Raw genomic sequence first — 23889 nt, 5'->3', positions numbered from 1 at the left:
CGGTGCGCCGCCCCCCAAGCGGCGTAAAGCCAGGTTAAGGAGGAGGCCCCGGCCTCCTCGTCCTCCGCCGGTACGAACCCTCCCCGACCCCAGGTACGGAGGTACCCCTAGGGGCCGTCCACCGACGGGTGGAGGCCTTCTCAGGGTCGCCTCCACCCTCCGGCCCACGCAGCCTCCACCCTCCCGCCGCGTCAGGGGCAAGCGGGAAGCCGCCGGACGGCCCCCTTCCTCCTCACCGTCCGGCGGTCACCTCCGTCCGCGGCCCTCGCACCGGGGGCACTCACAGGGCGGGAACCGCCCCGCCGGCAACTGCCTCGAAGTGACGGCGTGGCGCAAGTCGACGTACAGCGGCGAGAGCGGCGGCAACTGCCTCGAAGTGAACGACGCCGCCCGCCCCACCCACGTCCCCGTCCGCGACAGCAAGAACCCCACCGGCCCGGCGATCGTCTTCTCGGCGCCGTCCTGGACGGCGTTCGCCTCCTGGCTCGCCCGCTAGTCGAAGCCGATCCGGGCCAGCAACTCCACGACGCGGTCCCGCACCTGGCGGCTGTTGGCGTGCTCAGCGAGGAACAGCACCGTCTCGCCGGAGGCCAGACGTGGCAGGTCCGCCTGCTCGACGGCGGCCGTGTAGGCGACGATCGGGGTGCGGTTGAGGAACCCGTACTCTCGCAGCCAGTGGACGATCCTGTAGCGCTCCTGGTGCACCTGCATCAGGTCCATGCAGACCAGATTCGGGCGTAGTTCGCTGGCCACGATCATCGCGTCGGCGGCCGTCGCCCGCGCCACCTGCATCCCGCGCCGCTCCAACGACCTGGTCAGCGCCAGCGCGATCTCCGCGTGCTCCTCGATCAGCAGGACGCGCGGCGCGTGCTGCTCGCTGTCGCGCGGGGCGAGCGCCTTCAGCAGGACGGCGGGATCGGCGCCGTACGCCGCCTCGCGGGTGGCCTGTCCGAGTCCCGCGGTCAACAGCACGGGGACCCCGGCGGCGACTGCGGCCTGCCGCATCGACACCAGCGCGGTGCGCGTGATCGGCCCGGTCAGCGGGTCGACGAACAGGGCGGCGGGGAAGGAGGCGATCTGCGCGTCGACCTCCTCTCGGGAGTGCACGATCACCGGCAGGTAGCCGCGGTCGCTCAGCGCCTGCTGCGTGTCGACGTCCGGAGAGGGCCACACCAGCAGCCGGCGTGGAGCATCCTGATCACGTTCATCAATGGCCGGCTCATGGGGATCGATGACCTCGAGGGTGACAGCCACCCTCGTAGGGCCCCCTGCCGACCACGCGACGACGGAACACAGTCTGCCGTCCGCGTCGATCAGCACCGCGCCCGGAGGAGGGTGGTTCTTGGACGAGGCAGGACGCAGGGTGAGCACCGGGGCTCCCGTGCGCTCGTGCCGCTCGTACCACCCGGCAATCGCCGGGCTGCTGTCCGCGGGCGCGAGTGGCGTGGTCGGAAGGGCGCCCTCGACAAGATCCACGCGCATCAGGCGACCGGGACCCTCTCTTCCAAGTCGTCCCTCAACAGCGGTCAAGTCCGTGCCGTCCTGACGGTGGACGCGCAACCGCCAGCCCGTGATGGGATCGCGCCGGACCGCGAGTACGACGTCGGGCTTCACGGCGACGCCAGTGCCGAGGAACTCACCGTCCCTGCTGATCCAGACGAGCGACCGCAGGAACTTGTCCCCTACCCGGCCCGCGAGCACTTCATAGAGATAGTCGCCGACCGGTCGGCGGTCCGCCTTGAGCATCGCACCGATCCCAGACAGTCGCCGCAGGTTTCCTCCCGCCACATCCACGAGGTCGGTCAGTTCGGCAAAGGTGTGCCACAACTCGCCGTGCTGGGACTCAAGGGACTTCGCCAGATAGGAAGTGGCCTCGTCTCGGTTCAGATCTCCCAGATTCAGGCTCACGTACGTCGAGCCGGGCCACCTCGTTCCCTCCGAGAGGGTCACCAGCAGTGCCCCGTACTCCTGCGGCGGCAGGCAGAGATCCCACCCACTGTGCGAGGCAGGACGGTCCGACTGAATTGTCTGCGGGGTGATGTCGTCATAGATCAGCAGCCAGCCAGGATGGGATCTCAGGTGCTTCCAAAGATCCACCATGCGTTGGAGGGGATCGGACCCGGGCTTCGCAGAGGGAACGCCGAGATCATCGGCAAGGGTGTTCAGTTCGTCCAGCAGGACCTCGCGGCTGTGGGCCCGGATCCACCAAATCCAGGTGAAGTGCCCGGCCAGTCGATGTGCACAGTCGATGGCCAGCATTGTCTTGCCCACGCCCTGCGCTCCCTCGATCATCCACGTCGCAGGACGCCGACGCGGGTAGCCCCCGGATGCTGCCACGGCAGGAGGAGTGGTCGCGCGCAACCCCCTGACGATTTCGTCTGCCTCGTGCCGGTGGACGTAGGTCGGCGCAAGAGGCGGGAGACTGCGCCGAGGCGAGCGGTCCTCGAAGTTGATCGTGATCCCCGACCGATCCACGGTCAGCGACCAGTCGCGCCCCCTCTTCCGCCGCCAAGGCAACCACCGCGACCTCCGTCCCTCGACCACCTCCGGCTCCGGTTCCGGCTCCGCCTCCGCAGGCGCCCCCCGCGCCGCCGCCCCGCTCCCCCGCGCCCCCAGCCGCGCCGCCACCTCCTTGTAGTCCCCGCCGACCCCGCCGATCACCGCCACCGCGACCTCGGCGAACGCGCGGCTCTCCTCGGGGAGTTCGAGGCCGTCCAAGGCGCCGTCGCCCTCCGCCTCCACCGCTGCCACCAGGGCGCCGAAGTCGGTCACTCCGCCCAGCGTCGCCGCCACGCGCTCGCTGACACCGTCGAGGACCCGGCGCAGCACGCGCAGCGACTCCGTGCGGGTGAGACGGCCCAGCAGCGCGTCCCGGACGCCGGGCCGGAAGTCGTAGAGCACGCGGTCGGGGTCCTCGCCGGGCCCGGGCGGGGTGCGGCGGACGAGGAGGCCGGAGAGGAAGATCTCGGCGAGGTGCATGGGCGTGGACGACGGGAGCATGGCGCGCTGGACGAGCCGCATCACCGGCAGGCTCAGCGGGGCGGCGGCCAGCAGGCGCAGCAGGCGGAAGGCCTCCGGTGAGTAGCCCTCCTCGAAGTGCTCGACCCAGGCTGCCGGGGTGGCCGGTTCCTCGGACGCGGTGAGGGGACGGGGGCGTGCGACGACGGTGAGCGGGGCGGCGTGCAGCGGGACCCAGTCCGTCGTGCGACCGGAGACCAGCCGGGCCCACGGGGCGAGCCAGGCGTCGTCGGCCTCCATCACCGGCAGCCAGCGGATGCGCTCCCGGTCGGCGGCGCCCGCACGGCCCCGGGCGATACCGGGCAGCGGGCCCGAGGAGCGGACCTCGATCGTGGCGGAGGCCGCTTCCGTGCCCCGGGCCCGGACGGAGGACGTGCCCAGGGCGGTGCGGTGCCACAGGCGGCTGGGCAGCACCTGGAGCGCGGCGACGGGGCGGCGGCGGGACCAGTCGGCGAGGGCGGCGGGCAGTTCGGTGCCGTACCAGGCGGGGCCGACGGCGTTGGTGAGGACCAGGACGGCGCGGCGGCCGGCGGGATCGGCGAGGGCCTGGCGCCAGCGGCGGGTGGGCGAGGCGGCGCGGGTGCCGGACCTGAACGGTGCCAGCGTCGGCTCGGGGCCGTCGGTGTGCAGGGCCCAGGCGCGGACGTCGGCGAAGGCGCCGTGCCGGGCGAGCAGGGTGCGCAGTTCACCGGCGAGGCGGTGCCAGACGGTCATGGTGGTGCCGGTGTCGATCAGCAGGTCGACGGAGAACCGGCGTTCGGCGGCGGGGCGCAGAACGGGCAGCAGCAGTCCGGTTTCCCCGGAGGCCGCCGCCGTGGCCTCGACGTCCAGGACGCGGGCGTGCGCGGAAGGCACCCAATGACGCAAGGGGCGCAGCGCCCGGGTCAGGCAGAGGGGGTTGGGGAGGGCCGGCGGCTGGGCGACGCGGATGGCGTGGGCGCCGCCCGGGCGGGCCGGGGCGGTGCCGTCGGTGCCGCCGGGAAGGTGGAGCTGGGCCGTCGGCTCTTCGGGCCGGGGATCGGGGGCGAGCCGGTCGTCCGGCGGGGCCGGGGGCAGCGGGTCGGCGGACGGAGCGGGGGCCGAGGTGTCGGTGCTTGGGCCGAGGTGCGTCCAGTCGACCGGGTCGAGGCCGCTGAGCCGGGCGATCCAGAGCGCGTCCAGGGCGTCGGTCGCGTCCGGCGCGCGCTCGGCGGCCAGGAGGCGGGCGAGCTCCTCGCGCAGGACGGCGTCGGGCGGCGCCGCCCGCTCACCGCCCGGCGCGGCCCGCTCTTCGCCGGGCGCGTCCCCCAGTCTGGCGCCCTTCCCGGCCCGCGCCCCGGGCCGTCCTCCGCCCGGCGCGGCGCTCGCCCTGAACCTCGACACCCCCGTCACGGCCCGCTCAGCCCCGGTCCAGCGGCCGCAACAGGTCGTCGTCGAGCAGGGCCCGTCCGGTCTCGTTGTCCCACAGGCCGCGTTCCGCCATGAGCAGCGCGTTGAGGAGCTGGTCGTTGGCGAGCGTGCCCACCGTCTGCTGCCGTTCCAGGAACTGGGCGATGATCCGGGCCCGGACCTCGGCGGAGCCGTTGCCGCCGGGGCCGGGAGCGCCGAGGTGCGCGGCGACCATGCCGGTCAGCCGGTCCTTGTCGGCGACCCCGATCTCCAGCCGGACGCAGCGGCGCAGGAACGCCATCGGGAACTCCCGCTCCTCGTTGCTGGTCAGCACCACGAAGGGGAACTCGGTGCAGGCCACCGCGCCCCCGCTGACGTCCACCTCCTGCCGGTCGGCGGTCATCACCCGCTGCGGCCTGCGGCCGAGCCGGGCCAGTTCCGGGATGACGAACTCGCCCTCCTCGAAGACGTTCAGCAGGTCGTTGGGGAAGTCCATGTCGGACTTGTCGATCTCGTCGATGAGCAGGACCCGGGGCCGCTGCCAGGGCAGCAGGGCCGTGCCGAGCGGCCCGAGCCACAGGTACTTGCCGATGTCGGGCGGTTCGGGCGTCGCTCCGGTACCGGTCGCCAGGGCGCCCGCGTTGCGCAGCCCGGCGTCGTAGAGGCGGCCCACGGCGTCGTACTCGTAGAGCCCGTCCTTGAGGGTGGAGCGGCTGGTGATCGCCCAGCGCAGCACCGGCCCCAGCCCCAGTTCGTGCGCGACGGCGTAGGCGAGGGTGGACTTGCCGGTGCCGGGCTTGCCGGTGAGCAGCAGCGGGCGGCGCAGGTGCAGGGCGAGGTTGACGAGGTGGATCTCGCGCTCACCGGCCTGGTAGGCGGCGCCCTGTCCGGCGCGCCCGAGGTGGCGCTGGACGGCGTCGTCCCCGGCCGCCGAGGGCGGGGGGAGCCGCCGCTGGGGTGCGTCCCCGCCGTGCCGGAAGGCCCGCCACGGGGGTGCCGGGGGCAGCCGGCGGATTCCGTGGTGCGGAGTGCCGGTGCCCTCGTAGACCCACCAGTCCTGTGTCTGCGTCATGCTGCTCCTCAACCGGCCCCTTGAGTGCCGGACATCTGGCCGTCCTGTCCGCGGAAGACACATGTGGGGTCGTCCCACAGCAGGGTGATCTGTTTGCCGACGCTGTGCGGATTGCGCCGCTCGCGCTTGCGCGCCTTCATCACGCTGTCGGGAAGTTCGGCCAGCAGGGCGGGCGGCCCGTCCGCGCGCAGGGCGTCCACCAGGTGGGTGGGATCACCCGCGTCGCGGCGCCAGACCATCACGGGGATCCCGTCCTCCAGGAGGGCGTCGAGCACGGCCTCCCGGATGAGTTCGTCGTGGGGGTCGTAGGGCCTGCCGAGGCCCAGGCAGGCCAGGTCGGCGTGCAGCCGCAGCCAGTCCTCCACCTCGGCCGGGTCGGTCAGGCGCAGGGGCGGGTAGGCGCTGTCGGGGCAGCCGAAGTCCTCCGGCAGGCCGTCCTCGCCGGCTCGGGCCGCCGTCCCATGGTCGTCGGGGCTCATCCAGCCGATGCGCTTGAGCGCGTCACCGGGTGGGCGGTCGCCGTCGAGCATCCGCCACCGCCGGGCCCACACCTCGTGGAGGGAGTTGTCCTTGTAGCGGCGCAGTGACCGTACGACAACCTGGCAGGCGCGGCTGAGCGGCCGGCCGGCCGATCCGCCGGACCACAGCTCGGCCGGATAGCCGAGGAGCGAGTCCGGCAGCAGGAACTCCACCCGATTGCCCGGCCCCCATTCGACCGCCTCCTGCGCTCGCCAGGCGGCCAGGAATTCGCGCCCGCGCTGGGCCAGTTCCTCACCGGTGAACAGGCCGGGCCAGTCCCAGGAGCAGTGGAACTCCGGCCGGGCGCTTCCCGTGCCCTCGTAGTGGAGACCGCGCAGCGAGTAGCGGCGCTGGGTGTACGGCAGGTCGCTGGGGGCGTCCTCCTCCTCGACCCGTATCTGGATGATGACCTGGCGCCCGGTGCCCGCCTGTCCCCCGGCGCACGCGGACGCCCCGGCGGCCGCCACGTCGAGGGCCTTGGTCTCCTCGCCCGGGATCCGGCCGAGGAGATGGGCGAGCCGGGGGCTGCGGCCGGGCTCGGCGTCCAGCCGCCGCAGAAAGCCGAGCAGTTCCCTGCGCGCGGCGCCGGGGTCGGCGGCGGGCACCCGTGCGTCGTAGAGGCGGAGCAGCACCAGCGGCAGCGTGCGTCCGTCCACCGGGCGACCGGCGGCGCGGCGCTCGGTCAGATACCGGGACACCGCGGTTCTTCCGAAGTCCGCTGGAAGCGACCGGAGTTCACCGACCAGGCCGAGCATCCACCTGGTGGGCAGCGGCGGTTCGGCGGTCGCGGTCAGGACCGTGACCGCGAGCCGGAACCACGCGGCGTCGATGTCGTCCGGGACGATGTCCTCCAGCGCGTCCCGCAAGGCCTCCAGGGCCGCGTCGTCCCGGGCGGCGGCGCGGACGACGGCGCGCAGGTGGGTGCGGGTCTCGGCGCTCTCGGACACGGAGAACGGCTTGCCGAGGCCGAGGTGTTCGCCCATCAGGGCCAGGAGTTCGTGGCGGGTGCTCAACCGGTGCAGTTCTGCTACGCCGAGCAGCATGTCCACGAGCTGCCGGTGCGTCTTCCACGGAGCAGCCGGCCACCCGCGGCCGAACCGGCTCAACACGGACACTCACTCCTCCCCGAGCACGAGTCCGCAGGAGACGAGGAGGTCCCGCACCCGCTTGGTGCCGATGTCGTCCGGCGCGATCTCCTCCAGGGCGAGACACATCGCCTTCAGCGCCGCGTCGGCCGTCAGGGTCGTCCGTTCGACACGGCGGCACAGGGCGCGCAGGTGGGTCCGGGTGTGCGGGGACTCCGGCACGTCGAAGGGGTGGTCGAGGCCGAGTAACTCACCCATGAGGAGCAGGAGTTCGTGCCGCGCGGCGAGCTGGTGCAGGGCCGGGCAGGCCAGGAGGGCGTCGAGCAGGTCCTGCTGCTCGGGCAAGACGAAGGCGGCGGGCGGCGGCTGCGAGGGCGGGAGCGGGAGCGACTGCGGGGCAGGCACCGGAGTGGTGGCGGGCACGGGCGGGCTCAGCGTGTCGACGGCCGGCGCGGACGCAGCCGCCACGGTCTCGTCCCGCGTGGGCAGCCGGGGCACCCGCCCCAGCTCCGGCACCGTCTCGAACGGCTGCCCGGTCAGCAGCCGCAGCAGCTTCTCCGCGCCGTCGGCGCTGAACTCGCGCACGGTGCAGTGCGCGGTGGTGCTGCCGCCCAGCCACAGCGGCAGATCGGCAGGGGAACCGCCGGGCAGGACGACGGGGACGATCCGGTCCAGCGCGGCCGTCGGGTCCGCGTACACCAGGTTCCGCAGCAGGAGGGCCTCCCACTGCACGCCCGCACCCTCGCCGGGCAGGGCGTCGCCCTCCGCGCGACGCTTGTACGCGGGCGAGGCGACGACGATCACCCGCCGGCTGTCGCGGATGCCGCGCAGCATCCACAGCGCCCAGTCCTGGCGGCGCTCCCCGGCGGGCAGGTCGAGGTCCGCGTCGACACCCGCGGAACGCAGTAAGCGGTACAGGTCCCGGACCTTGCCGACATGCCCGTCGTCGTCGTGCGCGTACGAGATGAACACCCGGCCCGGTGACGGCAGCCCACTCATGTGGCCTCCCCCTTGCTCCTACGCACCACCACGAGTGGATCCATGATGGCCCACCGGCGACGGGGGGTCAGCCATTTGGCTCCGGAGCACCCGGCCACACGGCCCAAAAGACTGACTTAACGCGGGTAACCCCCGAGGCCGCCCCCCGACTCCGCGCAGAAAGCGCATACCGACCGGATAGTTTGGCGAAAAGCCCGCGCCCGCCCGGTTGGCCGAGTAGCGTGCGGGCACCGCTCACCCCCCTCCCTGCAGTCCGCCGCACCGGACCCGAGCCGCGCAAGGAGTACCGGGATGTCCTACGACTCGTTCCCGCCGTACCCATATAGACCACACGACGCGTCATCGTCGTACCCGTACCGACCGCACGACGCGTCCCCGTCGCGCCCTCATCCCTCGCACGAGGCCTCACCGCCGTACCAGGCCTACGCGCCCCACCCGGCCGACGCGGCCCGCCCCACCTACCCCTGGCAGCCGTCACCGCCCGAGCCCGAACCCGGACTCGATCACCGGCGGCAGCCGCGCCGGCCCGCGCTGGGGCACCACAGCGACCTGCGGATCCTGCGCGGCGCCTACCGCCGGCAGCGCCGGGTGGCCACGCTCACCGCGCTCGGGTACTTCACGCTGTTCCTGGTCTTCTCGGCGTTCGCGCCGTCGCTCATGACCACCACCGTCACCGACGGCCTGCCCCTCGGACTGCTGCTCGCCCTGCTCCAGCTCCCCGTCACCTGGCTGGCGATAGTCCTCTACGAGCACACCGCGCGCCGGTACGTCGACCCGATCGCCGGCCGTATCCGCAAACAGGCGGAGCTGGACTCGAAGCGGGAGGCCACCCGATGACGACGCAGTTCAGCGGGTCGGCCCAGACGATGTCCCTGGTGGCGTTCACGTCCGTGGCCACGGTCACGCTGCTGCTGTGCGTGATGACCGGCCCGGACCGCGACGACCTCGACGAGTTCTACACCGGCTACGGCTCCCTGTCCCCGGTACGCAACGGCCTGGCGATCGCGGGCGACTACATCTCCGCGGCCTCCGTGCTCGGCACGGGCGGCGTGATCGCCCTGTGCGGCTACGACGGGATCGTGCTGGCGCTCAGCACGGCCCTGTCGCTGATGCTGATGATGTTCCTGCTGGCCGAACCGCTGCGCAACGCGGGCCGGTTCACCATGGGCGACGTCCTGGCGCGCCGGATGCCGGGGCGGTCGGCGCGCATCGCGGCGTGCGCGGTGACCATCGCCGCGCTGGTGCCGCTGATGCTGGTGCAACTGGCCGGCACCGGACAGCTGCTGGCCTTCATCCTCGGCTTCTCCGGCGACTGGCTGAAGACGGGCTGCGTGATCGGCCTCGGCGTGCTGATGATCAGCTACGCGGCGATCGGAGGAATGAAGGGCACGGCCCTCATCCAGATCCTGAAGATCGTGATGCTGCTCGGCTCGGGCGCGGTGGTCGCCGTACTGATCCTGCGGCGGTTCGACTGGGACCCGGGCGCGCTGTTCGCCGCGGCGGCGCAGCGCAGCGGGGTCGGGCCCGCCTTCCTCCACTCGGGCCTGGAGTTCGCCGGTGGCGCCAACCCCCGCCTGGACATGATCAGTTCGGAGCTGACGGTCGTCCTCGGCGGCGCCTGCCTGCCGCACATCACCATGCGCATGTACACCGCCTCCAGCGCCCGGCAGGTACGGCGGTCGATGTCCTGGGCGGTGTCGAGCGTGGCACTGTTCGTGCTGGTGGTCACGGTCGTCGGGTTCGGCGCGACGGCGCTGATCGGGCGCGGGGTCATCGCGCAGGCCGACCCGCAGGGCAACACGGCCTATCTGCTGGGCAGCCGGGCGGTGTTCGGCGCGGAGGTCTCGCCGGCGGAGAGCTTCCTGTTCACCACCGTCACGACGGCGCTGTTCCTGACCCTGCTCGCCTCCGTCGCCGGGATGATCCTGGCCTGCGCGAACTCCCTCGCCCACGACGTGTTCGCGGCCCGGGTGCGGGAGATGTCGGCGCGCCGCGAGATGACCCTGGCCCGCGTCTCCGCGCTGGCGGTCGGCATCCCCACGATCCTGCTGGCCGTCCTGGTCCAGCACCGCAGCCTGCAGCCGCTGGTGACGCTGAGCTTCTGCCTGGGCGCCTCCGCCATCGCCCCCGCCCTGGTCTACAGCCTCTTCTGGCGCCGCTACACCCGAACGGGCCTGCTGTGCACGCTCATCGGCGGCACACTGGCGGTGCTGCTGCTGATGCCGGGCACCAACCTGGTCTCCGGCTCACCGGTGTCGGCCTTCCCCGACGCCGACTTCAACTTCTTCCCCTTCACCACGACCGGCCTGGTCTCCATCCCCCTGGGCTTCCTCTTCGGCTGGCTCGGCACACTGGCCTCGGGCCGCGCTAAGGCCGAGGAACAACGCCGGCAGTACGAGGCGGTCGAGGGCTGGATCCTGGCGGGCGCGGTGCGCAGGGGCGGTTGAGCGACGGGCGGCGGGCGTGGCCCGGGCCGACGGACGGCCGGAGGCGCGGTCCGGGGGCACTCCCGCCGAACGAACCCGCCGTCCTCCGCTCGGCTACTCGGCCCACGCCCGCCCGGTGAGGGCGGTGATGCTGTCCCGCACCGAGTCCATCTGCGCGCGCACGTCGTCCCACATCTCACCGTGCTCCCGCAGCACCTCCTCGGTCTCCCGGCCGATCCGCTCCTCGCGCGCCCGGGCCTCGGCCAGGACCTCCGCCGCCCGCACCCCCGCCTCCTCCGGTGCCCGCCGCGCCGCCTCCTCCGCGGCGGCGAGCACCTCGGCCGCCTCGGCCAGCGCCGCCTCGGCGGCCACCACGCGCCCGGCGTACTCCTCCTCCAGCGCGGCCTGCCGCCCGGCCAACTCCCGCTCCGCCTCGGCCCACCGCTCGGCGTGCTCGCGGGACTGCTCGGCGAGCATCCCGCAGACGCGGTGCCGCACCTCCCGCAGTGCGGCCAGCGCCTCGCCCCGGCCCTCCCGCACCTCGCGCCGCACCGAGATCCGGATCTCGTCGGCCTCCGCGCGCGCCGCCAGCAGCCGCTGCCGGGCGGTCTCCTCGGCCGCCGTCCGCACGGCCTCGGCGTGCGTCCGGGCCGCTTCGAGCACGGCCTCCGCGTCCGCCCGCGCCTCGTCCACCACGTGCCGCGCCTCCCGCCGGGCGCGCTCCCGCACCTCCTGCGCCTCCCGCTGCCCCAGCTCGTAAAGCAGCCGGGCGCCCTCACCGAGGGCCGCGTACGTCTGCGGGGCGAGCCGCGCCACGGTCTCCCGCAGGGCGAGGGCCTCCGCCTCCATGTCCTTGGCGAGGACGGTCAGCCGCGCGGCGCGCTCCCAGGCGGCGTCCCGGTCGTCGGAGAGGGCCGCCACCCAGGCGTCGGCCTGCTCCGGCCGGTAGCCGCGTCCCCGTACGGCCGCGAAGCCGTGAGGTGACACCGGTGTGCTGCCCATCCTGGAACCCCTTCCGCCGGACCCCCGCCGCACGGACGCCGCCAGCCGACGTCGCGCACATCTTGAGGTATCGGGCATAAATGTTCATAACGCGACACTCCGGGCAAGGGGTGATGCCGGATACCGGCGAGAGCCGAGCCGCGGTGAACAAAAAGGGGCCGGGCCCGGTCGTCCGACCGGGCCCGGCCCCTTCGCACCCGCCTCAGCGGGTCACAGCAGCCCGTCCCACATCTGCTCCAGCAGCACCGACCACCAGCTCTCCGGCGAACCCAGCGCCGCAGGGTCCAGAGCGGCGAGCTGGGCCTGGAAGTCGACGGTCCAGCGGCCCGCCTGCTCCTGGTTCAGCCCGTACCGCAGCCGCCACATCCGCCCGAGCAGCGCCAGACAGCGCGCGAACTCGGGCAGGCCCGTGTTCACGAACTGCGGCGGTACGGACGTACCGCCCGGCCCCGCCTCCACGGGCACCGCGACGATGTTCGCCGTGCCGTACTGCACACAGATCGCCCGGCCGAAGTCGCTGCCCATGACCAGGTACGAGCCCGCGTCCGGCGCCGGCTGCACGCCACGCTCGGCCGCCAGCTCCGCCAGCGTCGGCACCGGACGGCCCGGCTGGGCCTGCGCCCAGAAGAACGGGCCCATGTCCACCGGCAGACCGGCCGCCACCAGCGTGTGCGCGACGATCGGCGGCACACCCTGCCGGGAGACCGCCGCCTGCTCGAACCGGAACACACCCGGCCCGAAGGCACCGGCCAGCTCCTGCCCGATCGCCTCCGGCGGAACCGGCGGCGCGGGCTGCACCGGCGACAGCGGCGCCCGCACCGGCCCCGGCCGCGCCGGACCGTCGGCGACCTGGTGCAACTCACCCTGGTGCGCGAGCAGTTGCCGCATCCCCTGCTGCCGGCTCGCGTGGTCCGTGCCGTACGGCGCGATCGACGCGATACGCGCCTGCGGCCACTGCTCGCGGATCATCCGCGCGCAGTAGGCGCCGGGCAGCTCGCACGACTCCAGCTCGGTGTGCAGCTCCAGCACCTGGTTCGGCGGCACGTTCATGGCGCGCAGCTCGTGGAAGATCTGCCACTCCGGGTGCGGCGTGCCCGGCGCGGACCGCCGGATCAGCTGCTGCTCCGACCCGTCCTGCGCGCGGTAGCGCAGCACGGCCTGATAGCCGGGGCCGACGACCGGCTGCCCCTGCTGCGGATAGCCGTACGCCGGGGGCTGCTGCCCGGGGACGGGCGGCTGGCCCGGCATGGGCTGACCGGGCACCGGGGGCTGACCGGGCACGTGCTGACCGGGCGCGGGTGGCCGGCCCGGCATGGGCTGTCCCGGCGGAGGCATCGCACCAGGGGGAGGCATCGCACCGGGCGGGGGCATCGCGCCAGGGGGAGGCATCGCACCGGGCGGCTGCGGGGCACCCGGGGGCATCCCGGGCGCGCCCGGAGCACCGGGGGCGCCGGGCGGGCCGGGGGGACCCGGAGGCTGCGGGGCACCGCCGAGCTGACTGGGATCGGCCAGCATCGTGGCCGCGTGGTGGACCCCACCCGGAGGCGTACCACCAGGCGTGTTCGGCGCGCCCGGAACACCCGGGGCACCCGGAGCACCGGGCGGCTGCGGGGCACCCGGGACGCCGGGCGGGCCGGGCGGCTGCGGGGCATGGGGAGCGCCCGGGACACCCTGCGCGCCCGGACCTCCGGGGGCGCCGGGCGGGCCGGGGAGACCCGGAGGCTGCGGGGCACCGCCGAGCTGACTGGGATCGGCCAGCATCGTGGCCGCGTGGTGGACCCCACCCGGAGGCGTACCACCAGGCGTATTCGGCGTGCCCGGAACACCTGGAGCACCCGGAGCACCGGGCGGCTGCGGGGCACCCGGCGGCGGAGGCGTGCCCGGACCGGCGGCGCCCTCGGGGCCGTCGGGACCGAGCGACGACACGAGCTGGGTCCGCACATACCCGCCCGCGGGAGCACCCGGCGGCGGAGGTGTGCCCGGCGCGGGCGTACCGCCCGGCCGCGCGCCCGGCGTCCCCGGGGCACCCGGCGGCGGAGGCGGCGCCGACCCGCCACCGTGTCCACGGCGCGGCGGAGGCGCCGCCTTGCTGGTCGCGGCGTCGGCGATGTCCCCGGCGTTCGGCGCGAGCGGGCGCCCCGGACCGGCCGGACCACCCGGAGCCGGCGGCGCGGCCGCGGACCCGCCCGGCCCCTGCGGATACCCGTACGAGGACGCGCCGGGCGGCGGAGGCGTGCCCTGCGGACCGCCCGGAGGCGGAACCGGAGCGCCGGGCGGCGGAGGCGGCGTACCGCCCTGGGACGCGCCAGGCCCACCCGGTGCGCCCGGTGCGTGCTGTGCGTGCTGTTGCTGTGCGTGCTGTGCGGCCGGGTCGTCGAGCGCCGGTGCCATGGCCGTACGCGGAAGCCGGCTGCCACCGGCCATCAGCGCCGTCTTGGCGTCCGGCACGGACGAGGGCGGCGGGGTGTCGTCGCCGGAGTCGCTCAGCTGCGGCGCGAACACCGTCGCGGGCAGCGGCACGGAACGGTCGTCCCCCGCATCGGCGTTGGTGTCCGTACCCGCCCACGGCGTGGCCCCCGCCGGAGCCCCCGGCGCACCCGCACCCATCCCGGACAGAGCCCCCGGCGCACCCGCGCCGCTCCCGGACGGCGCACCGGCGTCGCCCGCACCCCCGTCGGCGGCCGGCCACGCCGCACCGCTCGACGCGGGGGAACCGGTCGGCACCCCGGCCTGCGTCTCGGGCAGCGCCCCGCCCCCGGCCACGCCCGAAACCCCACCGGCACCGGCAGCGGAACCGGCAGCCGACCCGGCAGCGACCCCGGCGTCAGAAGCCGACCCGGCACCACTTCCGGCCCCGGCACCGGCGACCGTCCCGGACGCGGCCCCGGCCCGCCGGTCGGGAATCCCCAGCTTGTCCGCCGCCTCCTGCAACCACTCCGGCGGACTCAGCAGGAACGACGTCTGGTTCAGATCCACCCGCGCCGCAGGCGCCGGCGCCGGCTCGGCGGGCACGTCCGGACGGCCGTACTCCTCCTCGTACCGGCGGATCACCTCACCCACCGGCAGCGACGGCCACAACGTCGCCTCCCCGCTGTCCCGCGCGATCACCAGCCGCTGCGCGCCCCCGTCCGAACGCGGCCCGTCCGCACGGTCCTCGGCCCACACCACGAAACCGAGCTCGAACTCCCGCACCCGCACCTCACGGTGCTGGTACGAGGGCACATCCCCGTTGATCCACTCCTCGGCGCGCTCCTGCGCCTGCGCGAAGGTCACCATCGCTCAGCTCACTCCCCCACCGACGACACGGAAGAGACGGGCACGACCCGCGCGAAACCGCCGTCCACCATCAGATTCGCCACCGTCTCCAACTCCGGCGGAGAACCCGCCAGCCGGGACAGGAACGCGTCGAAGTCCGCAGCGCACGGCAGCAGCAGCCGCTCCACCCGCTCCGCGGGCGACCACGACGGATCCACGTCACGCGCGTCGTCGTACGCGCAGAACCACACCGACCCCTGCCGCTCGCCCCGCACCTTCACCGCGAGCAGCCCGCCCTGCACGAACGCGACCCCCAGATAGTCCTTCGTCAGATGGTCGCGCAGACACTTGTTCACGTACACCAGGTCGTTGACCGCCGCCTCCTCACGCACCGTGAAGAACGGCTGGTCGACCAGCAGCCCCAACTCCGCGTCCAGCGCCGTCCCGACCGGCGCGCAACCGCCCGCCGCCTTGAGGAACGAGCGGTACGCGCCCGGCAGCCGGTACCCCAGATCCTCCTCGACCCCCTGCACCGCCTGCTCGGAGACCGCCACGCCCGACTTCGGCAGCCCGAAGTGCGCCGGACGCGTCTCCTGCAACGGCCGCGTGCCCCGCTTCGTCTGGTCGACCCTCGCGGTCGCGATCCCGCCGTGGTGCCGCAGCAACGCCTTCACCTCGACCGGCACCAGCTCCAGCCGGCGGCCACCCGACACGTGGTGCCACGTCCAGCCGTGCGGCGTCGCCACATCCGGCACGGTGTCCCACAACTCGTGACCCGTCGCGGCCAGCGCCGCGTTCGCCGACACGTAGTCCGTCAGCCGCAGCTCGTCGACACCGAAACCCTCCGGCGGATCCGCGATCTCCGCCACCGCCCGCGCGTACGGCGAGAAGTCGGGATAACCGCGCTCGTCCATCCGCACCCCCCTCGGGTGGCGGGCGGCCCGGACCGGATCCGGGAAGTGCACGACCTGCCCTGCATAGGCCGCGTTCGGCGGCGCGGCTTGCTGCCCGAGCCGACCTGTCGTCATGGCGGTTGCCCCCTGCGGCACTCTGTACGGCCCGCGGCCACCGGCTCCTGCGCCGGCCCACCACTGCCCGTATCGACTACTTCTCTCCAACGCGTTGACCGCACCGATCGCGGTGCCGACAGCCTATGCGGTACCGCTTCACCGGTCACCGGGCCTCCACCTCCGTGACCAGCCGTCACCCCCGCGTGACCAACCGCCCCGGCCCGGGCGTGTCGCACCGCCCCAGCTTCCGCACCAGCCAAGGCATTTGGCAGTCTGTCTTTTTCCGGGGGATGCTCGGGAGGGGATGATGATCATGAACGCGACGCAGACGGGACCGCACACCAGCGCATCCGGCGACCCGCGAATCGGCTGGAGCAGCGCCGAAACCCCCCACGCGCCCGCCCTGCGGCACCGCCGCGACGGCATACTCCCCACCGTCGCCGCCGCCCTCTCCGTCCGCGGCGCCACCCTCACCGGCACCGCCGCCCGCGGCGACCAGCCCCCCGCGCTCCACCCGCTCGTCCAGGACTTCCTCGACACCCTCACCAGCACCCAGCGCGACCGCTTCACCGGCCGCTGCGCGGAGACCATCCTCATCTCCCGGCACATCACAGGCGCCGACGCGGCCCGCAGCAAACGCGCCGCACGCAAACCCATGACCAACGGCGAAGCCCGCAAAGCACTCAAGCAGGCCAAACTCACCGCCCGCCACATCCGCGAGGCCGGCGACCCCCTGCACGGCAGCTTCGCCACCCCCTGCCGGGCCTGCACCGCACTCAGCGCCCACTTCGGCGTCCGCATCGTCGACCCCGCCACCACCGACGCCTGACACCCGGAACCCACAGGCGAACCACGACGAACAAACGAACAGACGCACAGTTTCACCGACGCACAGACACACACAGGCAAGAACGGGCGAACATAGGGCAGATGCACACCGACCGCACCTCTTCCCCCAAGCTCTCGACTCCGCTCGAGCAGGGGGGACCCCCATCCCGCTTCGCCGTACCCGTCGACGCCGCCCTGCGCGCCGCAGGCTGGCAACCCGGACGCTGGGACATAAAACAGGCCGAGATCTGGGCCGACACCCTGCGCGACCACACCTCACCCGCCGGACACCGCCACACGGTCTTCCCCGCCGCCGTCGAAGCCTGGGCCGAATTCGGCGGCCTCCACATCACCCCCACCGGACCCGGCCGCCAGATCGCCCCCACCACCCTCCACCTCGACCCCCTGTACGGCCTCCACCTGGCCCGCACCCTCGGCGACCTCGGCCGCGCCCTGGACAGCGAGGTCTGCCCCCTCGGCACCGAGACCGAAACCCGGTCCCTCCTCGCCATCGACACCGAAGGCCGCGTCTACGCCCTCGACCACACCGGCGACTGGTACCTCGGCCCCGACATCGACCAGGCCCTCACCGCCCTCGTCTCCGGCACCGAACCCACCCGCCTGACCGCAGGCTGAACCACCAACCGGCCCTACGACGCCGGAATCACCGCCGACACCCGAAAACCCCCCGCATCCGTCGGCCCCGACACGAACACCCCGCCCAGCGCCGCCACCCGCTCCCTCATCCCGAGCAGACCGTTCCCCCCCGACGGCAGCCGCGCGGCCGACGCCGACCCCGGCTCCGGCGGCGGCTCGTTCTCCACCTGCATCGCGATCTCCGACACCCGGTGCGCCAACCGCACCCGCGTCTTCGCCCCCGCCGCATGCTTGTGGACGTTCGTCAACGCCTCCTGCACCACCCGGTACGCGGTCTGCTCCACCTCCGCCGCATACGACCGCGACTCCCCCTCCACCGACAGGTTCACCACCATCCCCGCCGCCGCCGACTGCCCGATCAACTCGTCCAGCTCCGACAACCACGGCCCCTCGGCACCCGGCTCCTCACCCGCACCCCGGGACGCCGCCGCAGCCGCCGCCACACCCACCGCGACAAGCGGCACCGCCGCCGGCTCACGCCGCCCCCGACCCTCCCCACTGCGCAGCACCCCGAGCATCTCCCGCAACTCGGTCAACGCCTGCCGCCCCATGTCCCCCACCAGCGCGGCGTTCTTCACCGCCTTGTCCGGATCCTTGCGCGCCACCGCCTGCAACGCCGCCGCGTGCACCACCATCAGACTCACCCGATGAGCGACCACGTCGTGCATCTCCCGCGCGATCCGCGTCCGCTCCTCACCCCGCGCCCACTCCGCCCGCTCCTCGGCCCGCTCCGCCAGCAGCTGCAACTCCCGCTCCAGGCTGTCCGCCCGCTCCCGCAGACTCTCCATCAGCCGGCGCCGCGCACCGACGTACAGCCCGAGCAGCACAGGAGGAGCCGTCAGCCCCAGCGAGGTGGTGACGGCGGCGAACGGCACGAACCAGTCCCCCAGGGTCAGATCCCCCCGCGCCATGTCCTGCCGCGCCCGCACGAACGTCACGATCATCGTGCCCAGCAGCGACATCCCGGCCAGCGACGCGATGATCCGACGCGGCAACTCGCACGCCGCCAGCGTGTACAGGCCGACGATGCCCATCAGGAAACCCATCTGGGCCGGCGTGACGGCGATCGACACCAGCACGACGGCGATCGGCCACCGCCGCCGGACCAGCAGCACGGACCCGGCCACCAGACCGAACACGATCCCCGCCGACACCGGGATCCCCGCGTCCCGCGCGAACGGAATCCCCTCCGCCCCGCACTCCAGAGCGGACACCAGCGCGAGACTCCCGTCCAGCGCCGCACTGCGCCACCGCGCCCACCACCACGGCCCGGTCACGGCCGCCGCGCGGTCTTCCCCCGTCGTGGTCATGCCTCCAGCCTACGGGCGCCGCCCCCGGCTTTTCCGGCGAGTTTCCGCTACTGGCCCACACCACACTCCGTAATCGAATAGCAGCAAAACCAGCTGATATCCCTCGAACCGCTGAACCAGCCCTGTTCACCCCCGGAACACTCCATTCCGGCCGGACGGTATGCCCATGGCACATTCACACAGCAAGTACGCGGACTTCGAGAGGCTGCGGGATCAAGCGGTGGCACTGCGGCGCGAGGGGTACAGCCTTCGGCAGATCCGCGACGAACTGAAGGTCTTCAACAACGACATCCTCAATCAACTGGTGAAAGGGGAGCCGCCGCCGGCGTGGACGAAGCGCCCGAACGCCAAGGACGACCTCCGCGCCAGGGCGCGCGAGCTGCGCCTCCAGGGCTGGACCTACGACCGGATCGAGGCGGAGCTGGGCTGCTCACGGAGCTCGGCGTCACTGTGGGTGCGGGACCTGCCGAAGCCGGAGCGCAGGCGCAGCCCCGCGGAGGCGGCAGCCATCGCACGGAAGGGCTGGGAGGAGAAACTGCGCATCCGCGACGAGGAGCGGCAGCGCACGAAGGCGATGGCCAAGCGGGCGATCGGCAGCCTCTCGCCTCGCGAGCTCTTCCTGGTGGGCGTGAGCCTGTACTGGGCGGAGGGCAGCAAGGACAAGCCGTACGAGCGCCGCGAGAGCGTGACGTTCGTAAACAGCGACCCGGGCGTGATCAAGGTGTTCCTCGCCTGGCTCGACCTGGTCGGCATCGAACGCGAGCGTCTCCGCTTCACCGTCATGATCCACGAGAGCGCGGACGTGGCCGGAGCCGAGCGGTACTGGGCCGAGTTCGTCGGCGCCGACTCTTCGGCGTTCAACAAGACAACACTCAAGAAGCACAACCCCAAGACCGTTCGCAAGAACATCGGCGACGCGTATCGGGGCTGCCTCGTGATCAAAGTCCTGAAGGGCGCGGACTTGTACCGTCGCATCGAAGGGTCTTGGTGCGGCATAGTGTGGGGTGCCGACCCGACGGCCTGACCAAATGTCCGGTTAGGGCGGCTTCCATCCCCCATGGTGTAATCAGGCAGCACTGAGGGTTTTGGTCCCTTAAGTTCAGGTTCAAATCCTGATGGGGGAGCTGTCACGATGCGGGCCCTGACTTCCCAGTCAGGGCCCGCTCTCGTCTCCCCTGCGAACCACCCCGGTATCCTGCGGATGTCCACCCCACCCAAAAGCCGAAGGGCATCCCGTGAGCTCCATTCGCCCGGCAGCCGTCGTCGTTCTCGCAGCGGGTGAGGGCACCCGTATGAAGTCGGCCACACCCAAGGTCCTGCACGAGATCTGCGGCCGCTCCCTGGTCGGTCATGTGCTGGCCTCCGCCCGTGAGTTGAAGCCCGAGCACCTCGTCGTGGTGGTCGGGCACGCGCGGGAGAAGGTCACGGCGCATCTCGCCGAGGTCGACCCTCAGGCGCGGACCGCGGTGCAGGAGAAGCAGAAGGGCACCGGGCACGCCGTACGGATGGGGCTGGAGGAGCTCGGCGGGTCCGTGGACGGGACCGTCGTGGTCGTCTGCGGGGACACCCCGCTCCTGACCGGCAGGACTCTCCAGAGCCTGACCGCGACCCACTCCGAGGACGGCAACGCCGTCACCGTGCTGACGGCCGAGGTGCCGGACGCGACCGGCTACGGCCGGATCGTCCGCGACGGGGCCTCGGGGGCCGTGACGGCGATCGTGGAGCACAAGGACGCGACGGAGTCGCAGCGGGCGATCCGGGAGATCAACTCCGGGGTGTTCGCGTTCGACGGGCGGCTGCTGGCCGAGGCGCTGGGCAAGGTGCGGACGGACAACAGCCAGGGCGAGGAGTACCTGACGGACGTCCTCGGCATCCTGCGGGAGGCCGGGCACCGGGTGGGCGCCTGTGTTGCGGAGGACCACCGGGAGATCGCGGGGATCAACAACCGGGTGCAGCTCGCCGAGGCGCGCCGGACGCTCAACGACCGGCTGCTGACGGAGGCGATGCTGGCGGGTGTCACCGTCGTCGATCCGGCGACCACGTGGGTGGATGTGACGGTGGCGTTCGAGCAGGACGTGACGGTGCTGCCGGGGACGCAGCTGCACGGGTCGACGCAGCTGGGTGAGGGATGTGTGGTGGGGCCGAACAGCCGGCTGACGAACACGCGCGTGGGCAGGGGGGCGCGGGTGGACAACACGGTCTCGGACGGTGCGGTGATCGGCGCGGAGGCCTCGGTGGGGCCGTTCGCGTATCTGCGTCCGGGTACGCGGCTGGGGCTGAAGTCGAAGGTCGGTACGTACGTCGAGACGAAGAACGCGTCGATCGGTGAGGGCACGAAGGTGCCGCATCTGTCGTACGTCGGTGACGCGACGATCGGTGAGTACTCGAACATCGGTGCCGCGAGCGTGTTCGTGAACTACGACGGGCAGGACAAGCACCACACGACGGTGGGGTCGCACTGCCGTACCGGTTCGGACAACATGTTTGTGGCTCCTGTCACGATCGGGGACGGTGCGTACACCGCCGCGGGGTCGGTGATCACGCGGGACGTGCCGCCGGGTTCGCTGGCCGTGGCCCGTGGTCAGCAAAGGAATATCGAGGGTTGGGTGGCTCGTAAGCGGCCCGGGAGCGCGGCGGCGAAGGCGGCCGAGGCGGCGTCCCGGGAGCCGGAGGGCGAGGCTTGAGGGGAATCACGCACGTCTGGGACGGCGTACCGTGATAAGTGCACGACCCGCACCCCACCAGCTGAGACGGCTTCGCGCAGACAGCTGACGAGGCTTCTCGACATCCAGCTGTGAATACCTCTGAGGAGACAGTGCTGTGACCGGGATCAAGACGACCGGCGAGAAGAAGTTGATGTTCTTCTCCGGCCGCGCCCACCCCGAGCTTGCCGAGGAAATCGCTCACGAGCTGGGTATCGGGGTTGTCCCGACGAAGGCCTTCGACTTCGCCAACGGTGAGATCTATGTGCGGTATCAGGAGTCGGCGCGTGGCGCGGACTGTTTCCTGATCCAGAGCCACACGGCGCCCATCAACAAGTGGATCATGGAGCAGTTGATCATGATCGACGCGTTGAAGCGTGCGTCGGCCCGCTCCATCACGGTGATCGTGCCGTTCTACGGTTACGCGCGGCAGGACAAGAAGCACCGGGGGCGTGAACCGATCTCGGCGCGCCTGATCGCCGATCTGATGAAGACGGCGGGTGCGGACCGGATTCTCGCGGTGGATCTGCACACGGATCAGATCCAGGGGTTCTTCGACGGTCCGGTGGATCATCTGTTCGCGCTGCCGCTGCTGGCGGACTATGTGGGTCACAAGGTGGACCGTTCGAAGCTGACGGTGGTGTCTCCGGACGCCGGCCGGGTGCGGGTGGCGGACCGCTGGTGCGACCGGCTGGGCGCGCCGCTGGCGATCGTGCACAAGCGCCGGGACAAGGACGTGGCGAACCAGGTCACGGTGCACGAGGTCGTGGGTGATGTGAAGGGCCGTATCTGTGTGCTGGTGGACGACATGATCGACACCGGTGGCACGATCTGCGCGGCCGCGGACGCGTTGTTCGCGCATGGTGCGGAGGACGTGATCGTGACGGCGACGCACGGTGTGCTGTCGGGTCCGGCGGCGGACCGGTTGAAGAATTCGAAGGTGAGCGAGTTCGTGTTCACGAACTCGCTGCCGACGCCGGGTGAGCTGGAGCTGGACAAGATCACGGTGTTGTCGATCGCGCCGACGATCGCGAGTGCGGTGCGTGAGGTGTTCGAGGACGGTTCGGTGACGAGCCTGTTCGACGAGCAGTGACGGTCGCTGTGGTGGGGCGTGACTGATCGCCGTCGGTCGCTGTAGATCGCTGTAGATCGTTTTGGGTTCGGCCTCCTTTGCCGAGTAGACTGCTCCAGTTGCTCGGCGAGGGAGGCCGTTTCCGTTGTTCCGGCGGATGCGGTGGTCCGTTATCGACGCGCTCTTCGTAGCAGGCCGTTCGTGTGGCCGGGTGACCAGTCCCCTTAATTTCTGCGAGGAGTGAAGAGCATGTCCGAGGTGAAGATCTCCGCCGCGACGCGCACCGAGTTCGGCAAGGGTGCCGCGCGCCGTATCCGTCGTGAGGACAAGGTTCCGGGTGTGCTGTACGGGCACGGCTCGGACCCGCTGCACGTGACGCTGCCGGGCCACGAGCTGCTGCTGGCGCTGCGTACGCCGAACGTCCTGATTTCCCTGGACATCGACGGCAAGGCGAACGAGCTGGCGATCCCGAAGGCCGTGCAGCGTGACCCGCTGAAGGGTTTCCTGGAGCACGTGGACCTGCTGCTGGTCAAGCGCGGCGAGAAGGTCACGGTCGAGATCCCGGTGCAGGCCGAGGGTGAGCTGGCCCCGGGTGGCAACCTGCTGGAGCACGTGCTGGCCGCGCTGCCGGTCGAGGCCGAGGCCACGCACATCCCGGAGCAGGTGACGGTTTCCGTGGAGGGTCTGGAGGCCGGTGCCTCGGTCCACGCCAAGGACATCAAGCTGCCCAGCGGTGTGACCCTGGCCGTGGACGAGGACGCTGTGGTGCTGCAGGTCCTGCAGGCCCAGATCGAGGAGGCCCCGGAGGGCGAGGGCGAAGAGGCCGTCGAGGGCGAAGAGGCCGGCGCCGAGGCCTGAGCCTGACCGTCGTCGTTTCTGTCAGCCGCTGTTCCCGTCGGGGGCAGCGGCTGGCGCGTATCGAGGAGATGTGGACGTGACCACTCCCGCGAATGTCCCGTGGCTGATCGTCGGCCTCGGCAATCCGGGGCCGGAGTACGCCATGAACCGGCACAACGTGGGGTTCATGGTGGTGGATCTGCTGGCCGAGCGGATCGGGGGGAGGTTCAAGCGGGCGCAGAAGGCGCAGGCGCAGGTGGTGGAGGGCCGGATCGGGCCGCCGGGGCCGGCGGGCCGGCGGGTGGTGCTGGCGAAGCCGATGTCGTTCATGAACCTGTCGGGGGGTCCGGTGACCGCGCTGCGGGACTTCTACAAGGTGCCGGTGGCGAATGTCGTGGCGGTGCATGACGAGTTGGACATCGACTACGGCATGCTGCGGTTGAAGCTGGGGGGCGGCGAAAACGGGCACAACGGTCTGAAGTCGATGACGAAGGCGATGGGTGCTGACTATCACCGGGTGCGGTTCGGGATCGGGCGTCCGCCGGGCCGGATGCAGGTGGCGGACTTCGTGCTGAAGGACTTCTCGTCGGGGGAGCGCAAGGAGCTGGACTACTTCGTGGACCGGGCGGCGGATGCGGTGGAGTGTCTGGTGTCGGAGGGGCTGGAGCGGGCGCAGAGCTCGTACAACTCCTGACTTGTCCGCCTTGTGAGTTGACCGGGTGCGACGGT

Annotated in this window: 17 protein-coding genes and 1 pseudogene; 10 read left to right on the top strand and 8 right to left on the bottom strand. The window is 72.3% G+C overall.

Annotation, left to right across the window (positions count from 1 at the left end; genetic code table 11):
* Positions 1–304: 304 nt before the first annotated feature.
* Positions 305–496: pseudogene (locus ACIQ9G_RS25305) on the top strand (DUF397 domain-containing protein); the annotation flags it as partial.
* Here the strand turns inward: ACIQ9G_RS25305 and ACIQ9G_RS25300 are convergent.
* From ACIQ9G_RS25300 to ACIQ9G_RS25285, 4 genes are read right to left on the bottom strand one after another with little or no spacing between them, the layout of a single operon-like run.
* Complete coding sequence (locus ACIQ9G_RS25300) at positions 493–4380, bottom strand: SAV_2336 N-terminal domain-related protein (RefSeq protein WP_403613524.1); 3888 nt, start codon at positions 4378–4380, stop codon at positions 493–495. The pseudogene ACIQ9G_RS25305 and the gene ACIQ9G_RS25300 overlap by 4 nt on opposite strands.
* A gap of 16 nt (positions 4381–4396) precedes the next feature.
* On the bottom strand, positions 4397–5458 hold the full coding sequence (locus tag ACIQ9G_RS25295; protein WP_403613521.1) for an AAA family ATPase: 1062 nt from the start codon (positions 5456–5458) through the stop codon (positions 4397–4399).
* A gap of 8 nt (positions 5459–5466) precedes the next feature.
* Positions 5467–7086, bottom strand: a complete 1620-nt coding sequence (locus ACIQ9G_RS25290) for a hypothetical protein (protein WP_403613518.1) — start codon at positions 7084–7086, stop codon at positions 5467–5469.
* Between the two features lie 6 nt (positions 7087–7092).
* On the bottom strand, positions 7093–8061 hold the full coding sequence (locus tag ACIQ9G_RS25285; protein ID WP_403613516.1) for a toll/interleukin-1 receptor domain-containing protein: 969 nt from the start codon (positions 8059–8061) through the stop codon (positions 7093–7095).
* A 291-nt stretch (positions 8062–8352) separates the two neighbouring features.
* On the opposite strand from ACIQ9G_RS25285, the gene ACIQ9G_RS25280 reads away from it, so the two are divergent.
* Both ACIQ9G_RS25280 and ACIQ9G_RS25275 read left to right on the top strand, forming a co-directional pair.
* Entirely contained in the window at positions 8353–8898 is a 546-nt protein-coding gene (locus ACIQ9G_RS25280) for a DUF485 domain-containing protein (RefSeq protein WP_403613513.1), read from the top strand.
* Positions 8895–10508, top strand: coding sequence for a cation acetate symporter (locus tag ACIQ9G_RS25275; protein ID WP_403613510.1), 1614 nt, complete (start codon positions 8895–8897; stop codon positions 10506–10508). The genes ACIQ9G_RS25280 and ACIQ9G_RS25275 overlap by 4 nt, the downstream gene beginning before the upstream one ends.
* Positions 10509–10601: 93 nt before the next feature.
* Here the strand turns inward: ACIQ9G_RS25275 and ACIQ9G_RS25270 are convergent, their stop codons facing one another.
* From ACIQ9G_RS25270 to ACIQ9G_RS25260, 3 genes are all read right to left on the bottom strand, one after another.
* Positions 10602–11489: a cellulose-binding protein gene (locus ACIQ9G_RS25270; protein ID WP_403613508.1), complete on the bottom strand. Its 888-nt coding sequence runs from the start codon at positions 11487–11489 to the stop codon at positions 10602–10604.
* A gap of 210 nt (positions 11490–11699) precedes the next feature.
* Positions 11700–14765 (bottom strand): SUKH-4 family immunity protein, encoded by a 3066-nt coding sequence (locus ACIQ9G_RS25265; RefSeq protein WP_403613504.1) that lies wholly within the window; start codon positions 14763–14765, stop codon positions 11700–11702.
* 8 nt (positions 14766–14773) lie between these two features.
* Entirely contained in the window at positions 14774–15772 is a 999-nt protein-coding gene (locus ACIQ9G_RS25260; RefSeq protein WP_403613501.1) for an SMI1/KNR4 family protein, read from the bottom strand.
* A 286-nt stretch (positions 15773–16058) separates the two neighbouring features.
* Here ACIQ9G_RS25260 and ACIQ9G_RS25255 point away from each other — a divergent pair, with 286 nt between their 5' ends.
* Positions 16059–16583 (top strand): YwqJ-related putative deaminase, encoded by a 525-nt coding sequence (locus ACIQ9G_RS25255; RefSeq protein ID WP_403613499.1) that lies wholly within the window; start codon positions 16059–16061, stop codon positions 16581–16583.
* A gap of 101 nt (positions 16584–16684) precedes the next feature.
* Positions 16685–17218 (top strand): SUKH-3 domain-containing protein, encoded by a 534-nt coding sequence (locus ACIQ9G_RS25250; protein ID WP_403613496.1) that lies wholly within the window; start codon positions 16685–16687, stop codon positions 17216–17218.
* 14 nt (positions 17219–17232) lie between these two features.
* Here the strand turns inward: ACIQ9G_RS25250 and ACIQ9G_RS25245 are convergent, their stop codons facing one another.
* Positions 17233–18549 carry a sensor histidine kinase gene (locus tag ACIQ9G_RS25245; protein WP_403613493.1) on the bottom strand — a complete coding sequence of 439 codons (1317 nt, stop codon included), beginning with the start codon at positions 18547–18549 and terminating at the stop codon, positions 17233–17235.
* A gap of 166 nt (positions 18550–18715) precedes the next feature.
* Here ACIQ9G_RS25245 and ACIQ9G_RS25240 point away from each other — a divergent pair, with 166 nt between their 5' ends.
* From ACIQ9G_RS25240 to pth, 5 genes are all read left to right on the top strand, one after another.
* The gene (locus ACIQ9G_RS25240; protein ID WP_403613490.1) at positions 18716–19573 is read left to right on the top strand and encodes a hypothetical protein; all 858 of its coding nucleotides are present in this window, start codon (positions 18716–18718) and stop codon (positions 19571–19573) included.
* A gap of 211 nt (positions 19574–19784) precedes the next feature.
* On the top strand, positions 19785–21233 hold the full coding sequence (glmU, locus tag ACIQ9G_RS25235) for a bifunctional UDP-N-acetylglucosamine diphosphorylase/glucosamine-1-phosphate N-acetyltransferase GlmU (protein WP_403613487.1): 1449 nt from the start codon (positions 19785–19787) through the stop codon (positions 21231–21233).
* Positions 21234–21369: 136 nt separating this feature from the next.
* Positions 21370–22344 (top strand): ribose-phosphate diphosphokinase, encoded by a 975-nt coding sequence (locus tag ACIQ9G_RS25230; protein ID WP_403613484.1) that lies wholly within the window; start codon positions 21370–21372, stop codon positions 22342–22344.
* Between the two features lie 228 nt (positions 22345–22572).
* A complete protein-coding gene (locus tag ACIQ9G_RS25225; RefSeq protein WP_403613481.1) occupies positions 22573–23181 on the top strand; it encodes a 50S ribosomal protein L25/general stress protein Ctc in 609 nt (202 codons plus the stop codon).
* Positions 23182–23251: 70 nt separating this feature from the next.
* Complete coding sequence (pth, locus tag ACIQ9G_RS25220; RefSeq protein ID WP_403613479.1) at positions 23252–23854, top strand: aminoacyl-tRNA hydrolase; 603 nt, start codon at positions 23252–23254, stop codon at positions 23852–23854.
* Positions 23855–23889: the final 35 nt, after the last annotated feature.

Origin of the sequence: Streptomyces sp. NPDC096152, from assembly GCF_044763235.1 — a bacterium.
In the GTDB taxonomy this organism is placed as follows: Bacteria; Actinomycetota; Actinomycetes; order Streptomycetales; family Streptomycetaceae; genus Streptomyces.
The sequence above is the reverse complement of the archived record's forward strand: the minus strand, read 5'-3'. Positions and strand labels throughout refer to the sequence as shown.

What these genes read in the sequence shown, in the direction of transcription:
- ACIQ9G_RS25240 (WP_403613490.1), top strand. Translation starts at nt 18,716, where the DNA reads ATGGCACATTCACACAGCAAGTACGCGGACTTCGAGAGGCTGCGGGAT.
- ACIQ9G_RS25245 (WP_403613493.1), bottom strand. Translation starts at nt 18,549, where the DNA reads ATGACCACGACGGGGGAAGACCGCGCGGCGGCCGTGACCGGGCCGTGG.
- ACIQ9G_RS25260 (WP_403613501.1), bottom strand. Translation starts at nt 15,772, where the DNA reads ATGACGACAGGTCGGCTCGGGCAGCAAGCCGCGCCGCCGAACGCGGCC.
- ACIQ9G_RS25280 (WP_403613513.1), top strand. Translation starts at nt 8,353, where the DNA reads ATGTCCTACGACTCGTTCCCGCCGTACCCATATAGACCACACGACGCG.
- ACIQ9G_RS25250 (WP_403613496.1), top strand. Translation starts at nt 16,685, where the DNA reads ATGCACACCGACCGCACCTCTTCCCCCAAGCTCTCGACTCCGCTCGAG.
- ACIQ9G_RS25270 (WP_403613508.1), bottom strand. Translation starts at nt 11,489, where the DNA reads ATGGGCAGCACACCGGTGTCACCTCACGGCTTCGCGGCCGTACGGGGA.
- ACIQ9G_RS25225 (WP_403613481.1), top strand. Translation starts at nt 22,573, where the DNA reads ATGTCCGAGGTGAAGATCTCCGCCGCGACGCGCACCGAGTTCGGCAAG.
- ACIQ9G_RS25275 (WP_403613510.1), top strand. Translation starts at nt 8,895, where the DNA reads ATGACGACGCAGTTCAGCGGGTCGGCCCAGACGATGTCCCTGGTGGCG.
- ACIQ9G_RS25255 (WP_403613499.1), top strand. Translation starts at nt 16,059, where the DNA reads ATGATGATCATGAACGCGACGCAGACGGGACCGCACACCAGCGCATCC.
- ACIQ9G_RS25295 (WP_403613521.1), bottom strand. Translation starts at nt 5,458, where the DNA reads ATGACGCAGACACAGGACTGGTGGGTCTACGAGGGCACCGGCACTCCG.
- ACIQ9G_RS25285 (WP_403613516.1), bottom strand. Translation starts at nt 8,061, where the DNA reads ATGAGTGGGCTGCCGTCACCGGGCCGGGTGTTCATCTCGTACGCGCAC.
- ACIQ9G_RS25265 (WP_403613504.1), bottom strand. Translation starts at nt 14,765, where the DNA reads ATGGTGACCTTCGCGCAGGCGCAGGAGCGCGCCGAGGAGTGGATCAAC.